1 protein-coding gene is annotated in these 1,184 nt (G+C 27.1%); it reads left to right on the top strand.

Translation table 11 applies throughout. The features are described 5' to 3' along the window. Positions 1 to 208 precede the first annotated feature (208 nt). Positions 209 to 922 carry a hypothetical protein gene (locus G498_RS0110145; RefSeq protein WP_026981042.1) on the top strand — a complete coding sequence of 238 codons (714 nt, stop codon included), beginning with the start codon at positions 209 to 211 and terminating at the stop codon, positions 920 to 922. Positions 923 to 1,184 lie beyond the last annotated feature (262 nt).

Genomic DNA, 1,184 nt, shown 5'->3' with positions numbered 1-1,184 from the left:
TTTTAAATACTAAACGCAATTATAATCATAAAATCTACGCGCTATAACAACGGTTTAAAACCATTGCTGGTTTAACTTTTAAAAGAAAATCCTTCGGATTTTCATGCGCTGCATTTCATAACATATTTTTCGTAAATTGCCGCAACGGTTTTAAGCCGTAAAACGTTGTAGGATATTTTCGAGGAACAGAAAGTTAAATAGAAACAAAATGGAATCGTCAGAATTATTAGAATTTTTTGAAAATCAAAATCTAAACATTTCAAATGAAATTTGGAGTATAGAGATTTCATATTCTAAAATAAACTCTGAAAACAAAAAATCCGAAATTGAAAAAGTAATTGAATTACAAAATGAGTATAAATCAAATTCATTATTTGTTTATGTTCAAAAAAAGAATTCTGAAATTCATAAAAGTATAGAAATAAATGGATTAGATGGCGGATTCTATCTTCATAAATCAACAGAAAATGATAAGAGCCAATCGGTAAAACTAAACGAAAATAATTTAATTATGAGTTTAGGATTTACAATTTTGTCATTAAACCTGAACGAAATCGAAATTGATTGGATTTTAAGACCAGATATTGCTGAATTATTTGAATTTTATGATTTAGAAAATGACATATTATTGAGAGGTGAACATAGAATTTTTCGCATAGATAAAAATGGAAATATAAAATGGGAATTTGGTGGACGTGATATTTGGGTTAATTTAGAAGGAAAAAGGGAAATAAATATTGAGGGAAATGAAATTAGACTTTTTGACTTTGAATCAAACGAATATTTAATAAATTTCAATGGAGAATTATTAGAAGATAAACCAAGGATTATAAAAACTAAAAAGCCAACATTGTTTACAAATCCAAAAAGATGGTTTTATCAAAAAGTTTGGGAACATATGACAAAAGTTGAAAAAAAATAAAAAACATCCTACAACACAGGTTTGGCAAGATTTGGGTTTTAGGCTTAATTTAAAATTGGTTTTGTATTTTAAAAATTAGTGTTTAACCGAAAAATAAAACTTAATTTAGTCCCAAACCTCGCCAAGCCTGGGAACGTTGTGTGTAATGCTATCTCAACGAGACGAAACGAAATCAATACCAATGTAATAAATGATCAAATCTCAACTTTTACTAGATATCCTAGATTTAATATTTGATGGATTGGAAAATGAAAAGAACTTA

Source organism: Flavobacterium suncheonense GH29-5 = DSM 17707, assembly GCF_000430025.1.
In the GTDB taxonomy this organism is placed as follows: domain Bacteria; phylum Bacteroidota; class Bacteroidia; order Flavobacteriales; family Flavobacteriaceae; genus Flavobacterium; species Flavobacterium suncheonense.
This window is presented reverse-complemented; position numbering and strand designations above follow the sequence as displayed.